Below are 24,562 nucleotides of genomic sequence, written 5' to 3'. Positions count from 1 at the left end.
TTCTGTCAGCTTACCTCGGCTTGGCCCCTGTGGGCCGATCACCCAGGCAAGGATTTACCTGGGGCCTGAGCACAATTTTCCGTTGCACCGCCAGCCCGGGCCGATTGGTCAGACGGCCTGCAGCGGAATATCCCCGCCCGCGCCCTTGCCGTCGCGGCGCTCGCTCATCCAGTCATTGACCTTCTGCCCGAACTCGGTCGGCGCCTTGCGCCCGAAGCGCCGCGCCAGGTCGAGGATGGTCTGCTGGGCCAGCGCCTCCTCCATGCGCTTCTGCGCCCCCAGCATCACCGCATGGATCGCGCAGGTGCCTTCGGTGGCCCAGGCCGGCGCCGCGCCCTCGAACACCGCGCAACGCTCGCGGATCTCCCGGCAGTCGAAGAGCTTCTTCGGACCATCGATGGCCGTGACGATATCCAGCACGGTGATCTCGTCGGAAGGCCGCGCCAGGCGGAACCCGCCACGCACGCCCTCGGTCGCCGCCACCAGCCCGGCGCGGGCCAGCTTGGTGAAGACCTTGGCCAGGTATTCCTGGGGCACGCCCTGCAACTCGGCCAGGTCGCGCACGCTGGACTCGCGGCTGTCGCCGCGCTCGTCCACCAGGAACAGCAGGCAGTGGATGCCGTATTCGACACCGGCGCTGTAAAGGGACATATCAATCTCCGACTAGATCTGTCGCAAATAGTACGCCCTTCATCGGTGACAGGCAAAGCCGGTCGTCGCCGTCCGTCGCCGCACAAGCACATCAACACCCCCGCATAAGCCAATAAACACGCTGGCTACAGCCGATGCACCAGCGCTTGCGAACGCACGACCCGAAAAAAAACACTTGTCGATCTAAACTACGACCAATACAGTCGTAGTTATTCGATAGGCAGTGAACGCCTCATCGAAGACCTTTTACCTATCCTTGCGGAGCACCCACATGACCTCTCGTATCCTGATCATCGGTGCCGGCTTTGCCGGTGTCTGGAGCGCCCTGAGCGCCGCCCGCCTGCTCGACCAGGCACAACGCGGCGACGTGCGCATCAGCGTGCTGGCCCCGCAGCCGCAACTGCGCATCCGCCCACGCTTCTACGAGGCCGACGTCCACACGCTGCAGGCACCGCTGGAGGCCCTGTTCGACGTGGTGGGCGTGGAGTTCATCCCTGGCACCGCCGACAGCATCGACAGTGCTGCCCGCCAGGTCGGCTACCGCGATGCCGATGGCCTGCCGCAGCAGCTCGCCTACGACCGCCTGATCCTCGCCGCCGGCAGCCAGGTGGCCCGTCCTGCCGTGCCGGGCCTGGCCGAGCACAGCTTCGATGTCGACCAGATGGAATCGGCCGTGCGCCTGGAACAGCACCTGCACGGCCTGGCCAGCCTGCCCGCCTCGCCGGCGCGCAACACCGTGGTGGTCTGCGGCGGCGGCTTCACTGGCATCGAGACCGCCACCGAGATGCCACCGCGCCTGCGCGCCATCCTCGGTGAAGGCCATGCCCGCGTGGTGCTGATCGACCGTGGCGCCAGCGTCGGTGCCGCCCTCGGCGCCGGGATCACCCCGGCCATCGTCGCCGCCAGCGAGCAGGCGGGCGTCGAATGGCTGACCGGCACCTCGGTGGTGGCGGTGGATGCCGGTGGCGTGACCCTGGACAACGGCGAGTACATCGCCAGCAAGACCGTGATCTGGACCGCCGGCGTCAAAGCCAGCCCGTTGACCGCGCAGATCGCTGGCGAGCGTGACGGCTTCGGTCGCCTGCGGGTCGACGACCACCTCAAGGTGATCGGCCAGGCGCACATCTACGCCACCGGCGACGTGGCCTGGGCCGCAGTCGACGAACTGGGCAACCACGCCCTGATGACCTGCCAGCACGCCATCCCCATGGGTCGCCACAGCGGCAACAACGCCATGGCCGACCTGCTGGGCCAGGCACCGATAGCGTACCGCCAGCCCAAGTACGTCACCTGCCTGGACCTGGGCGACTGGGGCGCCGCGTACAGCGAAGGCTGGACCCGCGAACTGAAGCTGCAGGGCCAGGACGGCAAGAACCTCAAGCGCCAGATCAACTCGGTCTGGATCTACCCGCCAGCCGCCGACCGCGCCCAAGCCCTGGCAGCAGCCGACCCGCTGATTCCGATCGTCGAGTGAACGAAAACAACAGGCCCGTCCCGGAAGTGACGGGCCTGTTTGTATGCGTCATTACATTGAACGACTGGTCAATAATAGTGGCGCTATGGCATCATTCAGAAAAAACAACATGAACCGTGAGGATATAACCCCCCTTCGCAGTGCATCGAGAGCCTTTCCAGCCGAGCCCGGTCAGTCCGAGCTCTTGACGCCTGCCAGCCACCGTCAAGGAGCGTCGCATGCAGTTACGGAACATGAAGATCGGTATTCGGGCAGCAGGAATGTTCACCCTGCTCGGGGTCCTGGTCCTGGCCCTGGGCCTGGTCGCCCTCTACGAAACCCGGCGGATGGACAGCGCCACCGACGAAATCCGTCTCACCTGGATGCCCGCCGTGCTCGCCCTGGGCGAGGTCAGCAGCAACCTGGGCCGGGCCCGCGCCCTGACCCTGCGCAGTGTCCTGGAGGACAGCAGCAGCGCCCGCCATTCCACGCTGGACAAGATCGTCCAGGTGAACCAGCAGCTCGAACGCGACCTCAAGGCCTACGAGCGCACCATCTTCGCCGCGGATGACCGCGCCCTGTTCGACACCTTCATGGGCCTGAGCGAACGCTATCACGCATTGCAGCAAGCCATCCGCGTCGCCGCCGGCAACGACCAGCTGGATGAGGCCCGGCGCCTGGTCAACGGCCCGCTGGCCGAGTACGCCGACAGCATGATGAAGGCCCTGGCCGAACTGATCGACTACAACACCAAGGGCGCCGAGCAAGCCTCATTGCGCAGCAGCGCGGCATCCGACGAAGCCTTCAGCCTGATCATCGGCGCCATTGCCGTGATCACCCTGGCGTTGATCGGCATCGCCACCCTGCTCACCCGCAGTATCGTCGTGCCCCTGGCCGACGCCGTTGCCGTGGCCGAGCGGGTCGCCACCGGCGACCTGACCCGCGAGATCGTCGTGCTCGGCCACGACGAACCGGCCTTGCTGTTGGCCGCGCTGAGCCGCATGCAGCATAGCCTGCGCGACACCCTGCGCAGGATTGCCGCGTCTTCCGACCAGCTGGCCTCGGCCTCCGAGGAGCTGCACACCGTCACCGAGGACACCAGCCGCGGCCTGCACCAGCAGAGCGCCGAGATCGACCAGGCCGCCACGGCGGTCAACCAGATGACCGCCGCCGTCGAAGAGGTGGCGAGCAATGCCGTGAGCACCGCCGACGCCTCCCAGGGCGCCGACCGCACTACCCGCGACGGTCGCGACCAGGTCAACCAGGCACTGGCCTCGATCCAGCACCTGGTCGATGACGTGACCGGCACCTCCGGGGAGATCGAGCAACTGGCCAGCCACGCCAACGAGATCAGCCAGGTCTTGGACGTGATCGGCTCGATCGCCGGGCAGACCAACCTGCTCGCCCTCAACGCCGCCATCGAGGCCGCCCGCGCCGGTGAGGCCGGCCGAGGATTCGCGGTGGTCGCTGACGAGGTACGCGCCCTGGCCCACCGCACCCAACAGTCCACCGCCGAGATCGAGCAGATGATCGGTGGCATCCAGTCCGGCACCGAGCGTGCGGTCAGCGCCATGCACAGCAGCCAGGGTCGCGCCAACGGCACCCTGGCCGTGGCGCAGTCGGCCGGCCAGGCCCTGGAGCTGATCGCCGAGGCGATCGCCACCATCAACCAGCGCAACCTGGTAATCGCCACCGCCTCCGAACAGCAGGCCCAGGTGGCCCGGGAGGTGGACCGCAACCTGGTGAACATCCGCGACCTGGCGATGCAGACCTCGGCCGGCGCCAACCAGACCAGCGCGGCGGCCCAGGACCTGTCACGCCTGGCGGTGGAGCTGAACGGGATGGTGGCGCAGTTCAAGGTCTGAGCAAGCGCATTACACTGCCGCTCAACCGGGCTCCCGGCGGATGACGCCGTCCGCTGGGAGCCCGCCTACGCCGGGACAGGTACCGGCAAATAGGAAAATCCGCCGCAACACGTGCGACCTGGCGACTATCTCCCCGCAGCCCCCGGGATCATGCTCCTGACGTTTGCATTCTGACGTCAAGGAACATCCATGCTGTTGAGAAACATGAAGATCGGCAAACGGGCGACCAGCCTGTTCACGCTGCTGGCCGGCCTGGTCCTGGCCATGGGCCTGGTGGCCTTGTACGAAACCCGGCAGATGAACGATGCCACCAACGAGATCCGCCGCAACTGGCTGCCGGCCGTGATCGCCCTCAACGAGATTGGCGGCACCCTCGCCCAGGAACGCGCCGCCACGCTGCGCGCGGCGCTGGAGGAAGATACCGACGAGAACGCCAGCGTCAATCTGCTCAACAGTATCGAGGAAGCGATCCAGCAGGACCTCAAGGATTACGAGAAGACCATTTCCGACGCCCAGGACCGCAGTCTGTTCAATGCCTTCCTCGCGGCGCGCCAGCAATACGTCCAGCAGCAGCAACAGGTGCTGGCGAACATCGGCGCCGGGCGCATGGCCGAAGCCAGGCGCCTGATCAACGGCCCGCTGATCCAGCGCGCCGACCGCATGATGGACGCCATGGCAACACTGGTGGCCTTCAACTACAAGGGCGCGGAAGCGGCCTCGCACCGCAGCGACACGGTCAGCGACCAGGCGTATGCGGTGATCATCACCGCGCTGGTGCTGATCGTCCTGGTGCTGATCGCCATCGCCACCCTGTTTACCCGCAGCATCGTCACCCCGCTGGCAGACGCCGTCATGGTGGCCGAGCGCATCGCCACCGGCGACCTGACCCGCGAAATCACGGTGGTCGGCCACGACGAGCCGGCATTGCTGCTGCACGCCCTGCGCCGCATGCAGCAGAGCCTGCGCGACACCATCGGCAAGATCGCCGCGTCCTCCGACCGCCTGGCCTCGGCCTCCGAAGAGCTGCACAGCGTCACCGAGGACACCAGCCGCGGCCTGCAGCAACAAAGCACCGAGATCGACCAGGCCGCCACCGCCGTCAACCAGATGACCAGCGCCGTCGAGGAAGTGGCGAGCAATGCCGTGAGCACCGCCGAGGCCTCCCAGGGCGCGGACCAGACCACCCGCGACGGCCGCGACCAGGTCAACCAGGCGCTGGCCTCGATCCAGCACCTGGTCGACGACGTCACCGGTACCGCCGAAGAGATCGAACAGCTGGCCAGCAGCGCCAATGAGATCACCCGGGTGCTGGATGTGATCGGCTCGATCGCCGGGCAGACCAACCTGCTGGCCCTCAACGCCGCCATCGAGGCCGCCCGTGCCGGTGAAGCCGGGCGCGGCTTCGCCGTGGTCGCCGACGAGGTGCGGGCGCTGGCCCATCGCACCCAGCAGTCCACTGCCGAGATCGAACAGATGATCGGTGGCATCCAGGTCGGCACCGAGCGCGCGGTCAGCGCCATGCACAGCAGCCAGGGCCGTGCCAGCGGCACCCTGGAGGTGGCGCAGTCGGCGGGCCAGGCCTTGGAACTGATCGCCCGGACCATCGCCTCGATCAACCAGCGCAACCTGGTGATCGCCAGTGCTTCGGAACAACAGGCCCAGGTGGCGCGGGAAGTGGACCGCAACCTGATGAACATCCGCGACCTGTCGATGCAGACCACGACCGGGGCCAACCAGACCAGTGCCTCGGCCCAGGACCTGTCGCACCTGGCGCTGGAACTCAATGGGCTGGTGGCGCAGTTCAAGGTCTGAGTGAGGTCGCTGTACGCCCCATCGTCGGCTTGCCGGCGGTGGGCTGCACAACAGCCTGCGAAGGTCAGTCACTCACCCCGAGCACCTGCCCCGCCTTCGTCGGCTGGCTGCGCGTCGCCAGGCAATAATAGAGGGGCACCGTCACCAAAAGGCCGAACAGCCACGACAGGTCCGCCCCTTCGACGATGTTCGAGTAAGGCCCGACATACAGCGACGTGTTGGCAAACGGCAACTGCACCAGGATGCCGCAGGTGTAGGCAATGATCGCGTGGGGGTTGAAGCGACCATAGATCCCGCCGTCGGCATGGAAGATCGAGGCAATGTCGTACTGCCCCTTCTTGATCACATAGAAGTCGACCAGGTTGATCGACGCCCACGGCACCAGCACCAGCAGCAGCGCCAGGATCAGCCCGATGAACTGGCCGATGAAGTCCGCCGAGGCATTCAGCGCCACCAGCCCGCAACCCGCCAGGATCACCGTAGCCAACACCACCCGCACCTTGATGCTCGGGGTCCACTGCGCCGCGAAGGTCTGGATCGCGGTGACGATCGACAGCACCGCGCCATACAGGTTGAGGGCGTTGTGGCTGATGATGTTGAGCAGGAACAGCACCATCAGGATTGGGCCCAGCCAGCCGGTGGCCTGCCTGACCGCATCCATCGCATCGGTCCCTTCGGGCACGCACAGCACCGCCACGGCACCAAAGCTGAAGCACAGGATGGTGCCCAGGGTAGCGCCGAAGTAGGTGGCCCAGAACGGCCTGGCGATGCCCACTTCACGCGGCAGGTAGCGCGAATAGTCGGATGTGTAGGGCGAGAAGCTGATCTGCCAGATAGTGCCCAGCGACACGGTGGCGATGAAGCCCGACAGGTTGAAGGCGCCACGGCCGAAGAAATCAGCCGGCAGGTCCTGGACGAACATCATGATGAAACCGGCCAGCAGTGCCGAACCCATCACCCAGGTGCCGATGCGGTTGAGGATATGGATGAAGCGGTAACCGATCACGCCGATCGCCGTCGCGCCCAACGCACCGATCACGATCGCGCCCGGCATCGGCACGCTCGGGGTAATGCCGTGGATGGTCTTGCCGGCCAGGACGATATTGGAAATGAAGAACCCGACATAGATCAGGGCGGTAAAGAACACGATCAGCAGCGCACCGTAACGGCCGAACTGGCCCCGGCTCTGCACCATCTGCGGAATGCCCAGCTGCGGCCCCTGCGCCGAGGCCAGGGCGATCACCACGCCGCCGGCCAGGTGCCCCAGCACGATGGCGACCAGCCCCCACAACAGGTTCAGGTGGAACACCTGGATCACCATGGCGCCGGTGACGATGGGCAGTGGCGCGATATTGGTGCTGAACCAGAGGGTGAACAGGTCGCGCGCCTTCCCGTGGCGCTCGGCGGGTGGCACGTAATCGACCGTGTGATTTTCGACAAACGCGTGTTGCGACGACGGTTGGGACATAGGATTTCAGCTCGAAAGGTCGTTTTTATCGTTGTAAGGAAACCGCTCGAGGCGGCCTCTCAGCCGCGCACCATATTATGGTATTCCAAGCTTTTGACAACACTGCACCGTGCTTTTTCGGCGCAGCTGATCCGCTCTCTCTCCTCTGTTCGCGCACTGTTTTCAGCGGCCACGCCAATGAAACCGGGGACTGTGCCGTTCATCGCGTTCTGCGTGGCCTGGAAAATTCCGCTTGCAAAGAAGGTATTACGGTATACCATCAGACACATCAACGATAAAAACCGCGGACCACCGCAGCCCCTCGAGGATCACACCATGATCGACGCAACCGTCTACAAGCACGTCCTGGGCTCCTTCCCGTCCGGCGTCACCGTCATCACCACGCTGGACGACGACGGTTCGATCGTCGGCCTCACCGCCAGCGCCTTTTCGTCCTTGTCGATGGACCCGCCGCTGGTGCTGTTCTGCCCCAACTACAGCTCCGACTCCTACCCTGTACTGATGAAGAACAAGCGTTTCGCCATTCACCTGCTCTCCGGCGGGCAGCAGGCCGAGGCCTACGCCTTCGCGAAAAAAGGCAAGGACAAGGCCGCTGGCATCGACTGGACCTTGAGCGCCCTGGGCAACCCGATCCTGGCCGGGGCCACCGCCGTGATCGAGTGCGAACTGTGGCGCGAATACGAAGGCGGCGACCACGCGATCATGGTCGGCAAGGTACACAACCTGATCGTGCCCGAGGAGGCGCCCCGCCCGATGGTCTACTGCCGCGGCAAGATGGCCAGCCTGCCCGCTTTCGCCTGAGAGAACGCCTGTCGATCGATTGGCCACTTCCACACTGAAACCTGCCCCGGCAGGCGACAACAAGACAACAACAAGCTCCGAGGAAAGCCCCATGAAATTTTCGCTGTTCGTGCACATGGAACGTTGGGATGAGCAGGTCAGCCACCGCCAGCTGTTCGAAGACCTCACCGAACTGACCCTGATGGCCGAAGACGGCGGTTTCAGCACCGTGTGGATCGGCGAACACCACGCCATGGAATACACCATCTCGCCCAGCCCGATGCCGCTGCTGGCCTACCTGGCCGCCCGCACCGAGAAGATCCGCCTGGGCGCCGGCACCCTCATCGCGCCATTCTGGAACCCGATCCGCGTGGCCGGCGAATGCGCCCTGCTCGACGTGATCAGCAACGGTCGCATGGAGGTGGGCCTGGCCCGCGGCGCCTACCAGTTCGAGTTCGATCGCATGGCCAATGGCATGCCGGCCACCGACGGCGGCAAGGCTCTGCGCGAGATGGTCCCGGTGGTGCGCAAGTTATGGCAGGGCGACTACGCCCACGACGGCGAGGTCTACAAGTTCCCCACCTCCACCAGCGTGCCGAAGCCGTTCAACGCCGCACCGCCGATGTGGATTGCCGCCCGCGACCCGGACTCGCACAACTTCGCCGTGGCCAACGGTTGCAACGTCATGGTCACCCCGCTGATGAAGGGCGACGAAGAAGTGCTGGACCTGAAGAACAAGTTCCAGGCCGCCCTGGACAACAACCCGGACGTGCCCCGCCCGCAACTGATGGTGCTGCGCCACACCCATGTGCACAGCCCGGCCGAGCCGGACGGCTGGAAGGTCGGCGCCCAGGCCATCTCGCGCTTCTACCGCACCTTCGATGCCTGGTTCGGCAACAAGACCGTCCCGGTCAATGGCTTCCTCGCGCCGAGCCCGGCGTCGAAGTTCGCCGAGGTGCCGGCGTTCGAGCTGGAGAACATCCGCAGGAACACCATGATCGGCACCCCCGAGGAGATCATCGCGCGCATCCGCTACTACCAGGAACTGGGGGTCGATGAGTTCAGCTTCTGGTGCGACAACAGCCTGCCCCACAGCGAAAAGAAGAAATCGCTGGAACTGTTCATCAAGGACGTGCTGCCGGCGTTCGCCTGAGTTCCCTTTACCTGAATGATTGCGGGATCGGCCCGCTCCGGTGGGTCGTCCTGGCCCATCGGGGCGGGCTTTTTTTCAGGGCCTTTCGCGGGGCAAGCCCGCTCCCACCGACGGCGTGAGAGCGGGCTTGCCCCGCGAAAGGGCTGGCATGGTCAGACACACCATCCAGCGTTTTTTTCAAACGGCTATTGCACATCAAATATTATGGTATACCATCAGACAGCAAAAGCTGATCACCCTACCCAGGAGCCCGTCATGAGTTTCGAAATCCGCAAGATCGTCGCCTACTCCGAAGAGACCCGCATCGAAGGCGGCAAGGCCACCGACAAACCGGTGACCATGGTCGGCCTGGCCGTGGTCATCAAGAACCCGTGGGCCGGTCGCGGTTTCGTCGAGGACCTCAAGCCCGAGATCCGCGCCAACTGCTCCGACCTCGGCGCACTGATGGTCGAGCGCCTGACCGCCGCCATCGGCGGCGCGGAAAAGATCGAAGCCTATGGCAAGGCCGCCGTGGTCGGCGCCGACGGCGAGATCGAGCACGCCTCGGCGGTGATCCACACCCTGCGCTTCGGCAACCACTACCGTGAAGCCGTGCAGGCCAAGAGCTACCTGAGCTTCACCAACAAGCGCGGCGGCCCGGGCACCTCGATCCAGATCCCGATGATGCAGAAGGATGACGAGGGCCTGCGCTCGCACTACATCACCCTGGAGATGCAGATCGAGGACGCCCCGCGCGCCGACGAGATCGTCGTGGTGCTTGGCGCCGCCGACGGCGGCCGCCTGCATCCGCGCATCGGCAACCGCTACATCGACCTGGAAGAACTGGCCGCCGAAAAGGCCAACGCTCGATAACCACAATGACCAAGACGGGCCTGGGCGTGGCGACTCCCCGCCGCGCCCGTCCTTCAAGGAGCGCCCTCCATGATTCAGCCTGTCGCTGAACGTACACCGGCCGGGACCAGCTACATGGTCCAGGGCCAGGGCCAACCCGTGGTACTGATCCACGGCGTGGGCCTGAACAAGGAAATGTGGGGCGGGCAATTCGTCGGCCTGGCCAACGACTACCGCGTCATCGCCTACGACATGCTCGGCCACGGCCACAGCCGCGTGCCCGCCGCCGACACCGCGCTGGAAGGTTACGCCGACCAGCTCGCCGAACTGCTCGACCACCTGCAGGTCCAGCAAGCCTGCGTGATCGGTTTCAGCATGGGCGGCCTGGTGGCGCGTGCGTTCGCCCTCAACCACCCGCAACGCCTGGCGGCGCTGGTGGTGCTCAACAGTGTGTTCAACCGCAGCCCCGAGCAGAGCGCCGGGGTCATCGCCCGCGCCGCCCAGGCCTTGGCCCAGGGCCCGGATGCCAATGTCGACGCGGCGCTGGAGCGCTGGTTCAGCCGCGAGTACAAGGCCGCCAACCCGGCCCAGGTCGCGGCCATTCGCCAGGTGCTGGCGAGCAACGACCCGCAGGGCTACCACACCACCTACGCGCTGTTCGCCACCCAGGACATGTACCGCGCCGAAGACCTGGGCAGCCTCCAGGTGCCGACGCTGATCGCCACCGGCGAGCTCGACGCTGGCTCCACCCCGACCATGGCCCGCCAGCTCGCTGCGCGCATACCCGGCGCCCACTGCGTGGTGCTGGCCGAGCAACGGCATATGATGCCGGTGGAAGCACCGCGCGAAGTCAACAAGATGCTGCTGGACTTCCTCAGGCAGGCCCGCACCCTCACCGAATCCGCCAAGGGGATAGTTGCATGACCCTCGTTCGTTTCCAGATGTGCATCGATGGCCAATGGCGCGATGCCCAGAGCGGCAAGACCTTCGACAGCCTCGACCCGGCCACCGCCAAGGCCTGGGCGCAACTGCCCGACGCCGATGAAGCCGACGTCGAGCTGGCCGTGCAGGCCGCCCAGCGCGCCTTCGACAGCAAGGCCTGGCGCAGCCTCACCGCCACCGCCCGGGGCAAGCTGCTGCGCCGCCTCGGTGACCTGATTGCCGACAACAAGGAACACCTGGCGCAGCTGGAAAGCCGTGACAACGGCAAGCTGATTCGCGAGACCCGCGGCCAGGTCGGCTACCTGCCGGAGTTCTTCCATTACACCGCGGGCCTGGCCGACAAGCTCGAAGGCGGCACCCTGCCGCTGGACAAGCCCGACCTGTTCGCCTACACCGTGCACGAGCCGATCGGCGTGGTGGCCGGGATCATCCCCTGGAACAGCCCGCTCTACCTCACCGCGATCAAGCTCGCCCCAGCCTTGGCCGCCGGCAACACCCTCGTGCTCAAGCCGTCCGAACATGCCTCGGCCACCATCCTCGAGCTGGCCCGCCTGGCACTCGAAGCCGGCTTCCCGGCCGGCGTGGTCAACGTGGTCACCGGCTTCGGCCCGAGCACCGGCGCGGCGCTGACCCGCCATCCGCTGGTGCGCAAGATCGCCTTCACCGGCGGTGCCGCCACCGCCCGCCATGTGGTGCGCAGCAGCGCCGAGAACTTCGCCAAGCTGTCGCTGGAGCTGGGCGGCAAGTCGCCGAACATCATCTTTGCCGACGCCGACCTGGACAGCGCCGTCAACGGCGCGGTGGCCGGCATCTATGCCGCCTCCGGGCAGAGCTGCGTGGCCGGCTCGCGCCTGCTGGTGCAGGACGAGATCTTCGATGAGTTCGTCGAGCGCCTGATCACGCGTGCCAGAAGCATCCGCATCGGCAACCCGCAGGATGAAGACAGCGAGATGGGCCCGATCGCCACCGCCCAGCAACTGGCCGTGATCGAAGGCCTGGTGGCCGCCGCCAAGGCCGAAGGCGCCACCCTGCGCATGGGCGGCAAGCGCGCAGAAGTCGCGGGCGACGGTTGGTTCTACGAGCCGACCCTGTTCGAATGCGACAGCCACTCGATGACCATCATGCAGGAAGAGGTGTTCGGCCCGGTCGCCGCGGTGATCCGTTTCAAGACCGAGGAACAGGCCCTGGCCATGGCCAACGACTCGCAGTTCGGCCTGGCCGCCGGCATCTGGACCCGCGACCTGGGCCGCGCCCATCGCCTGGCCCGCGACGTGCGCTCGGGAATCATCTGGGTCAACACCTACCGCGCGGTGTCGGCCATGGCCCCGATCGGCGGGTTCAAGAACAGCGGCTACGGCCGTGAGAGCGGCATCGACTCGGTGCTGGCCTATACCGAACTGAAGACGGTGTGGATCAACCTGTCCACCGCGCCCATGCCCGACCCCTTTGTGATGCGCTAGGAGACCTGCGCCATGATCGAACCCGGCATCTACAAAGACGTGATGGGCTCGTTCCCATCCGGCGTCACCGTGGTCACCACCCTGGGCGCCGACGGCGGCATCGTCGGCATCACCGCCAGCGCGTTCAGCGCGCTGTCGATCGAGCCGGCGCTCGTGCTGTTCTGCCCCAACTACGCCTCCGATACCTACCCGGTGCTGCGCGACAGCAAGCAGTTCGCCATTCACCTGCTGTCCGCCGAGCAGACCGCCGAGGCCTACGCCTTTGCCGGCAAGGGCAAGGACAAGGCCAACGGCATCGACTGGCACCTGAGCGAACTGGGCAACCCGCTGCTGGCCAAGGCCACGGCGATCATCGAGTGCGAACTGTGGCGCGAGTACGACGGCGGCGATCACGCGATCATCGTCGGCCAGGTGAAGAACCTGGTGCTCCCCGAACAGGCGGTGACACCGATGGTGTACCACAAGGGCAAGCTCGGCGCGCTGCCGCCGCTGGGTTGATGCCCTATCGGCTATCGGCGCTGGCCTCTTCGCGGGTAAACCCGCTCCCACAGGGACCATACATGGCTCGAGGGCAGTGAAGATCCTTTGGGAGCGGGTTTACCCGCGAAGAACAAAACACCGATCCCCCATTTTTCTTCACCAGGCAGGAACCCGGCCCATGAACAACGAGAAATACGAAAAAGGCCTGCAGATCCGCACCCAGGTGCTCGGCGAGGACTACGTCAAGCGCTCGATCGAACAGGCCGACGATTTCACCCAGCCCCTCCAGGCGTTGGTCACCGAGTACTGCTGGGGCCATGTCTGGGGCCGCGAGGGCTTGTCGCTCAAAGAGCGCAGCATGATAAACTTGGCGATGATTTCCGCGCTCAACCGGCCCCACGAACTCAAGCTGCACATCCGCGGCGCCTTGCGTAATGGCCTGAGCCGCGAACAGATTCGCGAGATCCTGCTGCAAGTCGGCATTTACTGCGGCGTGCCCGCGGCGGTGGACAGCTTCCGCCTGGCCCGCGAGGCGTTCGCCGAAGCCGATGGGCAGCCCCCCCGTTAACAGCGGACTGTGTGAACCACTGCAAGGAATGCCCGGGTTCGTGGCATTCCGCGATATTGGCGCAACAGCCGCATAGAAGAGCGCCCCTGATGAAACGCCAGCCCCTCGACGACAGCTTCAAGGTCAACCGCAACCCCGTCACCCTTCGTGAAATCGTGCTCGACAAGCTGCGCGGCGCGATCATGAACTTCCACCTGCTGCCCGGCGACCGCCTGGTCGAGCGCGACCTCTGCGAGCGCCTGGGCGTCAGCCGCACCTCGGTGCGCGAGGCGCTGCGCCACCTGGAGTCCGAAGGGCTGGTCGAGTTCGCCGATGCCAAGGGTCCGCGGGTGGCCATCATCACCCTGGAGGACGCCCGCGACATCTACGAGCTGCGCTGCGTGCTCGAAGGGCTGATCGTGCAGCTGTTCACCCTCAACGCCAAGGCCAAGGACATCCGCGCCCTGGAACGCGCGCTGGACGTCAACCGCGATGCGCTCGAAGACGGCGAGCTGCAACAGGTGCTCGATTCGGTGCAGGGCTTCTACGACGTGCTGCTCGAAGGCTCCGGCAACCAGGTCGCCGCCCAGCAGCTGCGCCAGTTGCAGGCGCGCATCAGCTACCTGCGCGCCACTTCGGTGTCCCAGGAGAACCGCCGGGGCGCCAGCAACCGCGAAATGGAAAAGATCGTCGAGGCGATCAAGAGTGGCGACCCTCAGGCCGCCCACCAGGCCTCGGTCGACCACGTGCGCGCCGCCGCCAAGGTGGCCCTGGACTACCTGCGCCAGAAGCAGGACGACAACGCCAAGGTCCGCGATATCGTCGCCCCCCTGCCCCTCAAGGATCCTCGCATAGGCCGCTGACCATGCCCACCGCCCCGCGCTACTGCCCGCACTGCACCACGGAACTGGACCGGGGCGTCCCCAACGGCGACAGCCATCAACGCTTGTACTGCGGCGCTTGTGGCTACGTGCACTACGTCAACCCGAAGATCATCGCCGGCTGCATCATCGAGCGTGACGGCAAATACTTGCTGTGCCAGCGCGCCATCCCGCCGCGCCCCGGTACCTGGACCCTGCCGGCAGGGTTCATGGAGGCCGGCGAGACCACCGAGCAGGCGGCCCTGCGCGAGGTCTGGGAGGAGAGCGGCGTGCGCGCCGAGATCGTCTCGCCCTACTCGATCTTCAGCGTGCCCAGGATCAGCGAGGTGTACATCGTCTTTCGCGCCATCGCCACCGAGGAGACGGGGCAGTTCGGGCCGGAGACCCTGGCCTATCGCTTCTTCGCGCCGGACGAGATTCCCTGGGACGAAATCTACTACCCGGCGATCCGGCAGATCCTCGAACGCTACATCCTCGAGCGCCAGGCCGGCGTGTACGGGATCTACATGGGCAACGACGATACCGGCAAGGTGCATTTCATCCGCTGACCGCAGCGCGCCCATCGCGGGGCAAGTCGCATCGGCGCACCGCCGCTCCCACGCATCTGCTGCATACCGTGGGAGCGGCGGTGCGCCGATGCGACTTGCCCCGCGATGGCGCCCCCACAGACGACACAAAACCCCTCGCCAAGCACCGCGTCTCGGTGCACCCTGATGCTCTCACGTACAAGGACCCGCACAGCTTATGGCGAAATGGCTCGACGGCGGCGGCCTCATGGCCGAACGCATCCGCAACCACGACTGGTCGTCGACCACCCTGGGCTCTCTCGCCAACTGGCCCGATGTGCTCAAGACCACGGTTGCCCTGTGCCTGGCCTCGCGCTTTCCCCAGGCCGTGCTGTGGGGCGACGAGCTGATCACCCTGCACAACGACGCCTTCAGCGAAATCCTCGGCAACAAACCCTCGGCCCTGGGCCGGCCCTTCAGCGCGGTCTGGCAGGAGGCCTGGAGCGATATCCGCCACCTGGCCCAGCGCGCGCTCGCCGGCGAGGCGGTGTACATCGAGGACTTTCCGCTGGTGATCGAGCGTCACGGCAGCCCGGAGCGCGCCTACTTCACCTTCTGCTACAGCCCCATCCGCGACCACGACGGCCAGGTGGTGGGGATGATCGATACGGTTACCGAGACCACCGCCAGCGTGGTGGCCAACCAGCGCCTGAACTTTCTCGACACCCTCAGCCGGGCGGCGGCCAACGCCACCGACCCAGAGCGGATCATGGCCACCACCACGCGCCTGCTGGGCGAACACCTGCACCTGTCGAGCTGCGCCTATGCGGTGATGGACCCCGACGAGGACGGTTTCACCATCTGCGGCGACTGGGTTGCGCCAGGCTCGCCGCGCCTGCTCGGCCAGTACCGCCTGGCCGACTTCGGCGAGCTGGCCGTCAGCCGCCTGCGCGCCGGGCTGGCGTTGGTGATCGACGACAACCTTGCACAGTTGACGGCCCGCGAAGCGGAGACGTTCCAGGCCATCGGCATTACCGCGACCATCTGCATGCCACTGATCAAGGAAGGCCGCCTGACCGCGCTGATGGCCATCCACGACAAGCTGCCCAGGACCTGGACCCGCTACGAACAAACCCTGCTCAACGAGGTGACCGGGCGCTGCTGGGCGCATATCCAGCGGGTCCAGGCCAATGCCGAGGTACGCGAGGCACTGACCGCCCTCGAAGCGCTCAACGCCACCCTCGAGCAGCGCGTGGAAGAACGTACCGGCCAGTTGCTGCACACCGAGGCCGTGCTGCGCCAGACCCAGAAGCTCGAGGCCATCGGCCAGCTGACCGGCGGCGTGGCTCACGACTTCAACAACCTGCTGACCATCATCCGCTCCTCCATTCATTTTCTGCAGCGCCCGGACCTCGACGAGAGCCGCCGCAGTCGCTACTTCAAGACCGTGTCCGATACCGTCGACCGCGGCGCCAAGCTCACCGGGCAACTACTCGCCTTCGCCCGTCGCCAGGCCCTGAGCCCGCAGGTGTTCGAGGCCGGCCCCAGGCTCGAAGCCATGGCCGACATGCTCGACACCGCCACCGGCGCACGCATTCAGGTCAGCCTGGAGCTGCCCGACAGGCCCTGCCATGTGCACGCCGACCTCGGCCAGCTGGAAACCGCGGTGATCAACCTGATGATCAATGGTCGCGACGCCATGGCCGGCGCGGGCACCCTGCGCCTGCGCCTGGAGGCCGACCAGCATTTGCCGGCGTTGCGTGGCCAGGCGGCGCAGGACGGGCCGTTCGCGGCGATCTCGATCATCGACAGCGGCGTGGGCATTGCCCCACACCTGCTGGAACGCATCTTCGACCCGTTCTTCACCACCAAGTCCTCCGGCCAGGGCACCGGGCTTGGCCTGTCGCAGGTGTTCGGCTTCGTCAAGCAGTCCGGTGGCGATGTGCGGGTGGTCAGCGTCGAAGGCCAGGGCACCACCTTTACCCTGTACCTGCCCCAGGTGCCTCAGGTCGACGGTGAAACGCCCGAGGTCCCCGTACCGCTGGTTCCCCATGGCCAGCGCAAGCACATCCTGGTGGTGGAGGACAATCCGGATGTCGGCAGCTTCACCGCGCAGATCCTGCGCGACCATGGTTACCAGATCAGCTGGGCGACCTCGGCCGAGGACGCTCTGGCCCAGATCGCGTCGGCACGAGGCGGGTTCGACGCCGTGTTCTCCGACGTGGTGATGCCGGGCATGGGCGGCCTGGGCCTGGCCAGGGAGCTGCGTCGCAGCCAGCCGCAGCTGCCGGTGATCCTGACCTCTGGCTACAGCGAAGCGATCGCCGAAGGAGGCCACCAGGGTTTCGCCTTCCTGGCCAAGCCCTATTCCGCCGAGCAGGTGTGCCAGATGCTCGGGGATGTATTGGCTAGGACTTGAGCAGTCGTGCCAGGCTCTGCCCCAGCTCGTCCTGGCGAAACGGCTTGCGCAGCACCTCGAAGCCATGCAGTTCACGGGGCGTGAGGTTGGCGTAGCCGGTGATGATCAGCACCGGCAGCTGCGCCAGCCGCTCGCGCACCTGCTGGGCGAAGCGCACGCCGGTGGTCTCGGCCATGACATGGTCGGTCATCAGCACATCGGGCAGCAGGCCCTTGTCCAGCAACGCCAGTGCCTGGGCCGGCCCCTCGGCCTCGGTCACCTCGTAACCCAATGCGCGCAGTTGCAGGAGCGTGGCCTGGCGCACCAGTGGCTCATCGTCCACCAGGAGCACGCGGGTCTGGCGCTGTGCCCGAGGTACCTCGACAGGTTTCACCGCTTCTTCAACCACCTCATGTTCGCTGGCCGGCAGCCATAAGGTCGCTTCGGTGCCTTCGCCCACCCGCGAGCGAATACCGAAACCGCCGCCGGACTGCAACGCCAGGCCCTGCACCATCGGCAGGCCCAGCCCGGTACCGCGGCCCACGCCCTTGGTCGAGTAGAACGGCTCGATGCAGTGCGCCAGCACGTCTTCGTTCATGCCGCAGCCGTTGTCGGCAACCCGCAGCCACACTTGTGGCACTGCCTGCAGACCAGGCGGTCGGGGCGCGCCATCGCCGTCGAGACCTGCGCGGATGGTCAGTTTCCCGCCTTCGCCCATGGCATCACGGGCATTGACCACCAGGTTGAGCAACGCCAGCTCCAGCTGATGCGGATCCACCAGCACCCCAGGCAACGCCGCCTCGACACTGACCTCGATGGCAATGGTTGGTCCCAGCGAGCGGACGATCAGTTCGCGCATCTCCCCCACCAGTACCGCCAGCGACACCGTGGTGGGCTTGAGGGTCTGGCGCCGGGCGAAGCTGAGCAGGCGCCCGACCAGGTTGCGCGCCCGCTCGGCCGCCTGCAGGCCGCCGTCGATCAAGCGCTCGGCACGCTCCGGCTGGGGATGGCGGCGCAGCAGCTCCAGGGAGGCGATGATCGGTGTCAGCATGTTGTTGAGGTCATGGGCGATGCCGCCGGTAAGCTGGCCGATCATCTCCATCTTGCGTGCTTCGTGCAGTTGCACCAGTGAAGCCTCGCGCTGGGCGAGCATGTTGGCCACCCGCTCTTCCAGGTTTTCGTTGAGCACATGCAGTGCGCGCTCGGCACGGGCGTGGGTAACCGCCGCCCAGACCTGCCGGGCAGCCTCCGCCACCAGCAGGCACTCGCTGTCGGTCCAGGCATGGGGGGTATGGAAATGCACCGCGAGCGTCGCCTCCAGGCGTTCGGCGCGCAGCACCGGAACGTGCAGCGAGGCGCACAGGCCCTTGAACCGGGCCGGCATGCTCTTGCTGGTCTCATAGTTGCGCTGCACCGCCTTACCGGCCAGCAGCGCCTCGCGCAGGGCCGGGTCCAGGGCCGAGTACTGGTTGAAGCCGACCATCGACGGTACTTCGGCGGCCCACTCCTGAGCGACCCGATAACGCCGGCCATCGCCCAGATCCTCGCCGAAGCAGACCCGCGCCGCGCCCAGTTCCTCCCCCAGGCGGCGCACCGCATGGGCCTCGATGCGCTCGGCCTCGCCGAGGCCCGGCAAGGCCTGGCGCAACTCCTGGAGAAACGCCTGGCGTTGCTGGAAACGCACCCGCTCGGTGGTATCGGTAACGATGCACAGCACGCCGCCCACGCCACCGTCGGCCTCGCGCACGGCGGAATAGGAGACATCGAAATAGGCGGTTTCGCCCGAACCATGCCGCTCGATGTAGAACGGCCGGTCCCGGGCCGAATAGGTCACCCCGGTTTCACGCACCCCGCGCAGCAGCGGCTCGAGGTCGTTCCACAATTCGCTCCAGTGCTCCTGTCCGGGCCGGCCCAGGGCCGCGGGGTGCTTGCTACCGATGGTCGGCCAATAGGCATCGTTGTACAACGCGATGTACTGCGGCCCCCAGAACAACACGATCTGCGCCTGTGCCGGCAGCAGCATGGCCACCACCGACTGCAGCACCGGCGACCAGCCGTCCGGTGACCCGAGCGGGGATTGTCGCCAGTCCATCGCCTGCAGCAGGCAACTGACTTCGCCACCGCCGCCCAGGAAGCTCGGCAGTGTTTTCAGGTTGACCGTCTTGCTCTCCTGGCGCGCTTTCATGTCTCGGTTTTCCCGGGCACGTTTTCTTTCCTCTGAGGGTAAGAAATCGCCCGGTGGCAAAACGTTCCATCGGATCGGCGCCGACGATCAACGGCGCCCTTCAGCCAGCATGCGCAGCGCCAGCCCCGCCAGCACCGTGCCCATCAGCCAGCGCTGGACCTGCTGCCACACCGGCCTGCCGGCCAGGAACAGGGCGATGGAACCGGCCATCACCGCGATCAGCGCGTTGACCGTGACGCTGATGGCGATCTGCGTGCTGCCCAGCACCAGCGACTGCGCCAGCACGCTGCCGTGGCCAGGGTCGATGAACTGCGGCATCAACGACAGGTACATGACCGCGATCTTCGGGTTCAGCAGGTTGGTCAGGAACCCCATCATGAACAGCCGCCGCGGGCTGTCGGCCGGCAGGTCGCGGACCTGGAACGGCGAGCGTCCTCCTGGGCGCAGCGCCTGCCAGGCCAGGTACAGCAGGTACAGCGCGCCACCGATGCGCAGGGCGTCGTAGGCAAACGGCACGGCCATGACCAGCGCGGTGATGCCCAGCGCTGCGCAGAGCATGTAGAAGACGAAGCCCAGCGCCACGCCACCCAACGAGATCAAGCCGGCGCCGCGCCCCTGGCAAATGGAGCGGGAGATCAGGTAGATCATGTTGGGGCCGGGGGTCAGCACCATGCCCAGGCTGATCAGGGCGAAGGCCAGCAGGTTGGAGGGTTCGGGCATTGCAAGTCCTCTTTGTCGGTAGTGCCATACCTGGCATTTTTGCCAGTTTCACTGGCCAGGGGCGCACGTTAACGTGGATTGGTCATTTCTGAACAGTGGGTGAGGCTGTGGTTGATCCAGATACCAGGCTGCTGGCAGGTGACTTGGCAGGCTCCGTGCTGATCGCGTCGCGAGGGGCATTGCGCCATGGGTTCGTTTTCTCGGCTTACGGCCATGATCTGGTCCAGGCGGTTATCCGCGCGCAGCTTGGCTTCAATGGCGTGATACGGGAACTGTTGACGGGCTGTTACCTGCTCGGCAATGGGCATCGTGCGTTCAGCCCGACATTGATGCGGTTCCACTCGCCGGACGGACTCAGCCCTTTTGCGGCGGGTGGGATCAATGCCTATGGGTATTGCGGGGGGGATCCGGTGAATCATGTGGATCCTGATGGGAGAATGACCAAGCGTCCAACAGCACTCGCGTTTGACCCAGCCTTGACGAACGCTTCCGCGACAAAAGAGTTAACCCTTCAAATAAGCGCCACTTCATATGACCAGATGGCTAACCTGATAAACTCAAACCCGGAGTTTGCGCCATTGGTCATAAAGACCACTGCTGAGAACGCCTTATCTCATGCTCTCGCATTACCCAACAAAGACCGAGTACACCAGGATAAAGTGCGCTTGGAAACACCCTCTCTGGGAATCCTACGTATTGACCAGGAGCGATTTGAAGATGTAGTGCTCCAAGGGTCGAGAGCACGTGAGGCGTACAAAGTCTATTCTGCTGCTCCCAATGAGTCGAACAAAGCTAAATACCTGGAAGAAAAGTCCGACTATGGAAAAGCCAGGGAAGTCCTTATAGATGCCTACAAGTTTGCAATTGAGGATTTTCGAAGTATCCCCTGAGCCGTGTCATCCTGGATTAATTCCTTACACATCCGTCCTTGAAACCCTCGCCCTGCCCCGGTAACCTTTGCGCGCTGCTGTAAGTCCAGCAGCCGGGTTTGGTAGCCCGCGATCAATCAAGGCGCACAAGCGCCCGCTCAGCGATTCAGTCGGCGCTTTTTTGTGTCCGCTGTATCGTTCAATGGCGGCTGTGCGCAGGGCGCCCCCGTGCGCGCCGGTTTCCTTGATTCCCGGTCTACCAACCTGCGTTCAGCCGTCACCATTCGTTTGGTAGCGAACTGTGGCGGCTCCATTGAATCAAGGAGCGACACAATGACAAAAGGCTTACCTGATCCTCCGTCCCGCGCCACCACGGCGCACTCCAGCTTCGGCAACTGCGAATGCAGCCACCCTTCCCTGTTCGCCGTGCGCGAAGGCGTGGACTTCGAAGATGCGCTGGTGCACCTGTCCACCCTGCTCAAGGGCGCATTCGCCACCAACCTCAAGGCCATGGAGCTGGCGACCGGTACCTGCCACGACCTGCTACTGGGCAACGACCACGGGCTGGACGCGGCCAAGGCAGTAGTCGAGGCGTTGCTCGATGGCGTGGAAATGCAGCAAGTGGAAAAGGCGCGCCTGCGTACCGTCTGAAGGGCCTCATCGCGGGGCAAGCCCGCTCCCACGCAGGCCCCCTGTAGGAGCGGGCTTGCCCCGCGAACACCGGCCCAGCCGGTGCCATGCGCCTGGCGATGTCCCACGCAAACCGGCGAATTGCCCTGTCGCAGATGAAACCCAACCGCAGATACGACGAAAAACTGCACAATTGATAGTCATTCGCCATTAACTCGTTCTCGGAAGCACCCGCCCGGGGGTAGAATGCCGCAAAACCGGGAGCCGCAATGAACCAGGACCGCCACATTCCAAGCGAAGAAGATGCCATTACCGATGCCGCCGCGCATTGGTGCATGCGCCTGCACGCCGACGATTGCACGGCGGGTGAGCGCGAGGCGTTCGGCCAATGGTTGGCGAGCGACCCGCGGCACGCCGAGGAATACCAGGCGATGCTGGAAATCTGGGACACCGCCGACCTGTTGCCGCGCAGCGCCCAGGTAATCCCGCTGCCCACCCGGCAAGCGCCGCCGACGCGTCACTGGCGCCCGTTCGCCTCGGCTGCGGCCATCGCCCTGCTCGCCCTGCCCCTGGCCGGCTGGGTCGGCTGGGAGCAAGGTTGGCTGCCCAACGGCTACCAGCACTTCGAAGCCACCGACCACCTGCGTCAGGTGCGCCTGAGCGACGGCAGCAGCGTCGAGCTGAACCTGCATAGCGAATTGCGTTTTCTCAACTACAAGGACGAGCGCAAGGTCACGCTGATCAAGGGCGAGGCGTTCTTCAAGGTCATCCACGACAGCAACCACCCGTTCATCGTCCACGCCGCCAACGGCCAGACCCGGGTTACCGGCACCCAGTTCAACGTGTGGAAGTACCAGGACCAGGTCAAGGTGACGCTGGTGGAAGGCTCGGTGCTGGTCAGCGCCGGCGGCAACGCTGGCGGCTACCGCCTTGGCCCGGGCATGCAGGCCAGCTACCACAAGGGTGATTTCGAACCGGAGCTGAACCAGAGCGACGATTACGCCAACAGCCTGGCCTGGCGCAGCGGCAAGCTGGTGCTGGACAACCTCAGCCTCGGCCAGGCGCTGCCGGTGATCAATCGCTACCTGGACAAGCCGCTCATGGTGGCCGACGACAGCACCGCCAGCATCCGCATCAGCGGCGTCTACAGCACAAGCGAGGTCGCACGCCTGGTCGACACCCTGCCCAAGGTGCTGCCGGTGTACCTGACCCGCAGCAAGGATGGCAGCACCGTCCTCAACCGCATCGTCCCCGCGCCGAGCCGGGGCTGACCTGAAGCGGCCTGTGCGCCCCTGAAACAAAACGTATTTGTTTGATCTTACCGGGTAGCGTGGGAGCGGGCTTGCCCCGCGATGCGCTAACTGGCACCGGCTTCGCCGGTGATCGCGGGGCTAGCCCACTCCCACGCTGGCATCTGCCCCTCAGAATCAGAGCGTCATCGCCGCCAACCAGCCAAACGCCAGCAGCGGCAGGTTGTAGTGGATGAACGTCGGCACCACGGTATCCCAGATGTGATGGTGCTGCCCGTCCACATTCAGCCCCGAGGTCGGCCCCAGGGTCGAGTCCGACGCCGGCGAACCGGCATCGCCCAAGGCGCCCGCAGTACCGACGATGCACACGGTGGCCAGCGGGTCGAAGCCCAGCTGCACGCACAGCGGCACGAAGATCGCCGCCAGGATCGGCACGGTGGAGAACGACGAGCCGATGCCCATGGTCACCAGCAGCCCCACCAGCAGCATCAGCAGCGCGCCGACGCCCTTGCTGTGGTCGATCCACTGGGCCGAGGCTTCCACCAGGCTCTTCACCTCGCCGGTGGCCTTCATCACTTCGGCAAAGCCGGAGGCGGCGATCATGATGAAGCCGATCATCGCCATCATCTTCATGCCTTCGGTGAACAGGCTATCGGTGTCCTTCCAGCGCACGATGCCCGACAGCGAGAAGATCAGGAAGCCGACCATCGCGCCGATGATCATCGAATCCAGCCACAGCTGGATGATGAACGCGGCGGCGATCGCCACCCCGGCCACCAGCAGGGTCACCGGGTTGTACTGCACGCTGACCTGCTCGACCTGCTCGATGCGCTCCAGGTCGTAGTCACGCTTCTTGCGGTAGCTGAAGAACACCGCCAGCAACAGGCCGGCGAGCATGCCCGCCGCCGGGATGGCCATGGCATGGGTCACGTTGACACCACTGACGTCCACCCCGGCGCGACTGACGTTGGCCAGCAGGATCTCGTTGAGGAAGATGTTGCCGAAGCCCACCGGCAGGAACATGTACGGGGTGATCAGGCCGAAGGTGATCACGCAGGCGATCAGCCGGCGGTCGATGCGCAGGCGGGTCAGCACGTACAGCAGCGGCGGCACCAGCAAGGGAATGAAGGCAATGTGGATCGGCAGGATGTTCTGCGACGACACCGCCACCACCAGCATCAGGCCGACCAGCAGCCACTTGACCTTGCCACCGTCGGCATGGCCCTGGCGATCGATCATCGCCAGGGCCCGGTCGGCCAGGGCATGGGCCAACCCGGACTTGGCGATGGCCACCGCGAAGGCGCCGAGCAAGGCGTAGGACAAGGCCACCGTGGCCCCGCCACCCAGGCCGCCGTTGAAGGCCTTGAGCGTACCCTCGATACCCAAGCCACCGACCAGGCCTCCGGCCAGGGCGCCGATGATCAGGGCGATGACCACATGCACGCGGGACAGGCTCAGGATCAGCATGAGCCCGACCGCGGCAATCACTGCATTCATGGTGTGCGAACCTCGTTACGACAGACAAAAAGCGGGCATTCCGGCGACAGACTGCACGCGGGCAGTGGCCGGACCAGGGGATGTTGTTATGAAGGGCGCACACTCTGAAGCACAGGCCGGCAGAAGTCAAAAGCGTCTGCGCCGCAACATCGCGTAGGGAATAGACGAAAGTCGCAGGGTTTAA

Annotated in this window: 21 protein-coding genes; 16 read left to right on the top strand and 5 right to left on the bottom strand. The window is 65.5% G+C overall.

Annotated elements, in window-relative coordinates:
* Positions 1 to 108: 108 nt before the first annotated feature.
* Positions 109 to 651, bottom strand: a complete 543-nt coding sequence (locus tag VUG52_RS12455) for an RrF2 family transcriptional regulator (protein WP_050705984.1) — start codon at positions 649 to 651, stop codon at positions 109 to 111.
* A 271-nt stretch (positions 652 to 922) separates the two neighbouring features.
* Here VUG52_RS12455 and VUG52_RS12450 point away from each other — a divergent pair, with 271 nt between their 5' ends.
* The 3 genes from VUG52_RS12450 (at position 923) to VUG52_RS12440 (ending at position 5,781) form a co-directional block, all read left to right on the top strand.
* Positions 923 to 2,125, top strand: a complete 1,203-nt coding sequence (locus VUG52_RS12450; protein ID WP_050705985.1) for an NAD(P)/FAD-dependent oxidoreductase — start codon at positions 923 to 925, stop codon at positions 2,123 to 2,125.
* A 218-nt stretch (positions 2,126 to 2,343) separates the two neighbouring features.
* Positions 2,344 to 3,969 carry a methyl-accepting chemotaxis protein gene (locus tag VUG52_RS12445; RefSeq protein ID WP_050705986.1) on the top strand — a complete coding sequence of 542 codons (1,626 nt, stop codon included), beginning with the start codon at positions 2,344 to 2,346 and terminating at the stop codon, positions 3,967 to 3,969.
* Between the two features lie 189 nt (positions 3,970 to 4,158).
* Positions 4,159 to 5,781 (top strand): methyl-accepting chemotaxis protein, encoded by a 1,623-nt coding sequence (locus VUG52_RS12440; protein WP_050705987.1) that lies wholly within the window; start codon positions 4,159 to 4,161, stop codon positions 5,779 to 5,781.
* Between the two features lie 64 nt (positions 5,782 to 5,845).
* Here the strand turns inward: VUG52_RS12440 and VUG52_RS12435 are convergent, their stop codons facing one another.
* Positions 5,846 to 7,249 carry a purine-cytosine permease family protein gene (locus tag VUG52_RS12435; protein ID WP_331833040.1) on the bottom strand — a complete coding sequence of 468 codons (1,404 nt, stop codon included), beginning with the start codon at positions 7,247 to 7,249 and terminating at the stop codon, positions 5,846 to 5,848.
* 315 nt (positions 7,250 to 7,564) lie between these two features.
* On the opposite strand from VUG52_RS12435, the gene VUG52_RS12430 reads away from it, so the two are divergent.
* The 10 genes from VUG52_RS12430 to VUG52_RS12385 all read left to right on the top strand — a co-directional run bounded on the left by VUG52_RS12430 (position 7,565) and on the right by VUG52_RS12385 (position 17,248).
* Positions 7,565 to 8,050, top strand: coding sequence for a flavin reductase family protein (locus VUG52_RS12430; protein WP_186714394.1), 486 nt, complete (start codon positions 7,565 to 7,567; stop codon positions 8,048 to 8,050).
* A 91-nt stretch (positions 8,051 to 8,141) separates the two neighbouring features.
* Positions 8,142 to 9,182, top strand: a complete 1,041-nt coding sequence (locus tag VUG52_RS12425) for an LLM class flavin-dependent oxidoreductase (RefSeq protein WP_331833039.1) — start codon at positions 8,142 to 8,144, stop codon at positions 9,180 to 9,182.
* 255 nt (positions 9,183 to 9,437) lie between these two features.
* Positions 9,438 to 10,034: an amino acid synthesis family protein gene (locus VUG52_RS12420; RefSeq protein ID WP_262952636.1), complete on the top strand. Its 597-nt coding sequence runs from the start codon at positions 9,438 to 9,440 to the stop codon at positions 10,032 to 10,034.
* Positions 10,035 to 10,103: 69 nt separating this feature from the next.
* Positions 10,104 to 10,937 (top strand): alpha/beta fold hydrolase, encoded by an 834-nt coding sequence (locus VUG52_RS12415; RefSeq protein WP_050705992.1) that lies wholly within the window; start codon positions 10,104 to 10,106, stop codon positions 10,935 to 10,937.
* Positions 10,934 to 12,415, top strand: coding sequence for an aldehyde dehydrogenase (locus VUG52_RS12410; RefSeq protein WP_262952635.1), 1,482 nt, complete (start codon positions 10,934 to 10,936; stop codon positions 12,413 to 12,415). The genes VUG52_RS12415 and VUG52_RS12410 overlap by 4 nt, the downstream gene beginning before the upstream one ends.
* Positions 12,416 to 12,427: 12 nt before the next feature.
* Positions 12,428 to 12,913: a flavin reductase family protein gene (locus tag VUG52_RS12405; RefSeq protein ID WP_050705994.1), complete on the top strand. Its 486-nt coding sequence runs from the start codon at positions 12,428 to 12,430 to the stop codon at positions 12,911 to 12,913.
* Positions 12,914 to 13,073: 160 nt separating this feature from the next.
* Positions 13,074 to 13,463, top strand: a complete 390-nt coding sequence (locus VUG52_RS12400) for a carboxymuconolactone decarboxylase family protein (protein ID WP_050705995.1) — start codon at positions 13,074 to 13,076, stop codon at positions 13,461 to 13,463.
* 89 nt (positions 13,464 to 13,552) lie between these two features.
* The gene (locus VUG52_RS12395) at positions 13,553 to 14,305 is read left to right on the top strand and encodes a GntR family transcriptional regulator (RefSeq protein WP_050705996.1); all 753 of its coding nucleotides are present in this window, start codon (positions 13,553 to 13,555) and stop codon (positions 14,303 to 14,305) included.
* 2 nt (positions 14,306 to 14,307) lie between these two features.
* Entirely contained in the window at positions 14,308 to 14,871 is a 564-nt protein-coding gene (locus VUG52_RS12390) for an NUDIX hydrolase (RefSeq protein WP_050705997.1), read from the top strand.
* Positions 14,872 to 15,067: 196 nt separating this feature from the next.
* A complete protein-coding gene (locus VUG52_RS12385; protein ID WP_331833038.1) occupies positions 15,068 to 17,248 on the top strand; it encodes an ATP-binding protein in 2,181 nt (726 codons plus the stop codon).
* Here the strand turns inward: VUG52_RS12385 and VUG52_RS12380 are convergent.
* Both VUG52_RS12380 and VUG52_RS12375 read right to left on the bottom strand, forming a co-directional pair.
* The gene (locus VUG52_RS12380) at positions 17,238 to 19,412 is read right to left on the bottom strand and encodes an ATP-binding protein (protein WP_331833037.1); all 2,175 of its coding nucleotides are present in this window, start codon (positions 19,410 to 19,412) and stop codon (positions 17,238 to 17,240) included. The two genes, VUG52_RS12385 and VUG52_RS12380, sit on opposite strands and share 11 nt — an antisense overlap.
* An 87-nt stretch (positions 19,413 to 19,499) precedes the next feature.
* The gene (locus tag VUG52_RS12375) at positions 19,500 to 20,132 is read right to left on the bottom strand and encodes a LysE family translocator (RefSeq protein ID WP_050706000.1); all 633 of its coding nucleotides are present in this window, start codon (positions 20,130 to 20,132) and stop codon (positions 19,500 to 19,502) included.
* Positions 20,133 to 20,239: 107 nt separating this feature from the next.
* Here VUG52_RS12375 and VUG52_RS12370 point away from each other — a divergent pair, with 107 nt between their 5' ends.
* The 3 genes from VUG52_RS12370 (at position 20,240) to VUG52_RS12360 (ending at position 22,902) form a co-directional block, all read left to right on the top strand.
* Positions 20,240 to 21,022, top strand: coding sequence for an RHS repeat-associated core domain-containing protein (locus tag VUG52_RS12370; RefSeq protein WP_256206001.1), 783 nt, complete (start codon positions 20,240 to 20,242; stop codon positions 21,020 to 21,022).
* A gap of 396 nt (positions 21,023 to 21,418) precedes the next feature.
* Positions 21,419 to 21,652, top strand: a complete 234-nt coding sequence (locus tag VUG52_RS12365; RefSeq protein WP_028689390.1) for a hypothetical protein — start codon at positions 21,419 to 21,421, stop codon at positions 21,650 to 21,652.
* A 248-nt stretch (positions 21,653 to 21,900) separates the two neighbouring features.
* On the top strand, positions 21,901 to 22,902 hold the full coding sequence (locus VUG52_RS12360) for a FecR family protein (protein ID WP_050706001.1): 1,002 nt from the start codon (positions 21,901 to 21,903) through the stop codon (positions 22,900 to 22,902).
* A 156-nt stretch (positions 22,903 to 23,058) separates the two neighbouring features.
* Here VUG52_RS12360 and VUG52_RS12355 read toward each other — a convergent pair whose 3' ends face one another.
* A complete protein-coding gene (locus VUG52_RS12355; RefSeq protein ID WP_050706002.1) occupies positions 23,059 to 24,378 on the bottom strand; it encodes a Na+/H+ antiporter family protein in 1,320 nt (439 codons plus the stop codon).
* Positions 24,379 to 24,562 lie beyond the last annotated feature (184 nt).

It is taken from the genome of Pseudomonas sp. LH21, from assembly GCF_036549575.1.
Taxonomy (GTDB): Bacteria; Pseudomonadota; Gammaproteobacteria; order Pseudomonadales; family Pseudomonadaceae; genus Aquipseudomonas; species Aquipseudomonas peradeniyensis.
Note: the sequence above shows the minus strand (reverse complement) of the source record. Positions and strands in the feature narration are given on the sequence as shown.